Annotated in this window: 1 protein-coding gene; it reads left to right on the plus strand. The window is 39.2% G+C overall.

Features of this window, described 5'->3' with window-relative positions; all coding sequences use genetic code 11:
• Nucleotides 1-344: 344 nt before the first annotated feature.
• Nucleotides 345-1,386 (plus strand): replication initiation factor domain-containing protein (locus FTV37_RS17425; protein ID WP_180064340.1); only part of this gene is annotated, 1,042 nt, incomplete at its 3' end.

Consider the following 1,386-nt stretch of genomic DNA (forward strand, 5'->3'; position numbering starts at 1 on the left):
CGGAGTGCCATCGAACTGACGGACTATGAGTTACTAGCCTTTTCCTCTCTGATTACCAATTTGAAGGCATTTGCGCCTAATGACAGGTACAGCGAAGCCGAATGGAAGGGGAAGGTTGTGTGGTGTGTGGCGTACCGTGTACGCACACCCACACCACACAGCCTTGATTTATATTATTTGTTTAGTGTAGATTGTTTATTGCACGTAAGAAGCTAACAAGCGAAGTCCTGTGAAGTTAAAGACCTGAACGCAATAGATCGACAGGCACAAAAGCAGCAGGCATAAAAATGGGCTATCAGTGCGTCAACACCATAGCCCTTGATGAACATTAAGAAGGAATGTCCATGACTAAATTTTATGGGGAAAATACCCCTTTTACAACTGCTACACCTGAAAACTATTCTAAATTCGCCAATGATTTCCTGAAAAATCGGACTTTACCCACTGTCAGCCCGTGGGAGTGCCACGTTAGTAATACGTGGCAAAACTCGAAGGCTCAAATTCCATCTAACGAAGTCCTAAAAGATTGGCAAGCGGCTAACGAAGTAAAGTTGGTTATTGATGATCAAGGCAATCCAAAAATCCTACTGGTGTCTGCACCTGCTGAACATGAAATAGCGTTTATAGATTGGATTTCATTCTCCTTAAAGCGTTACACGTTTTCGGATCACTATATTGGACTCTCAGAAGAATTTATTAACGATGCCTGCATAGAAGCAATGGGGGAAAAGTTAGAGCAAATTTTCGGATTTAAAGTCGGTAAAAAAAGAAAAAATGGCAAAAACTTCTATGAACAATGTTATGAAATTATTAATCATGATGATGTCGTGGTCGGTGATCTCTGCATAGGTGGTCAAAACAACACAATGCTTGTGATGTTATCTGGTCAGGGTTGCTTGATGGGTGACTACGGCTGGCAAGAAAAGTTATATCAATTCTTAAATAAGGCGCAAGGCGCAAAAATTACAAGACTGGATTTAGCACATGATGACTACGATGGTACTTATTTAGATATTGATGATCTGAATGAAAGAGAAACGAACGGGGAATTTTACTATTTTGGAAAGCCTGCACGTGTAACTTGGTTCGGTGATTGGAAATATTTAGATAGAGATAAGCTAGGGCGTACTTTGCAGATCGGTTGCCGTACTTCAGATAAAATGCTTAGGGCTTATGAAAAAGGAAAGCAATTAGGGGATAAAAATAGCGACTGGTTAAGGGTTGAGGTTGAGTTAAAAGCAAAACATACAATTATCCCTTTTGATGCGATTATAAATCCCTCTGATTACTTCATTAATCTGTATCCGTGTTTTAAAGACCTGTTTAAATACGATGATCAGGTTCAATCAAAAATAGAATATGTAAAAAGATCATTGAAAATAAGTA

It is taken from the genome of Acinetobacter sp. YH16042, assembly GCF_013417245.1.
Taxonomy (GTDB): domain Bacteria; phylum Pseudomonadota; class Gammaproteobacteria; order Pseudomonadales; family Moraxellaceae; genus Acinetobacter; species Acinetobacter amyesii.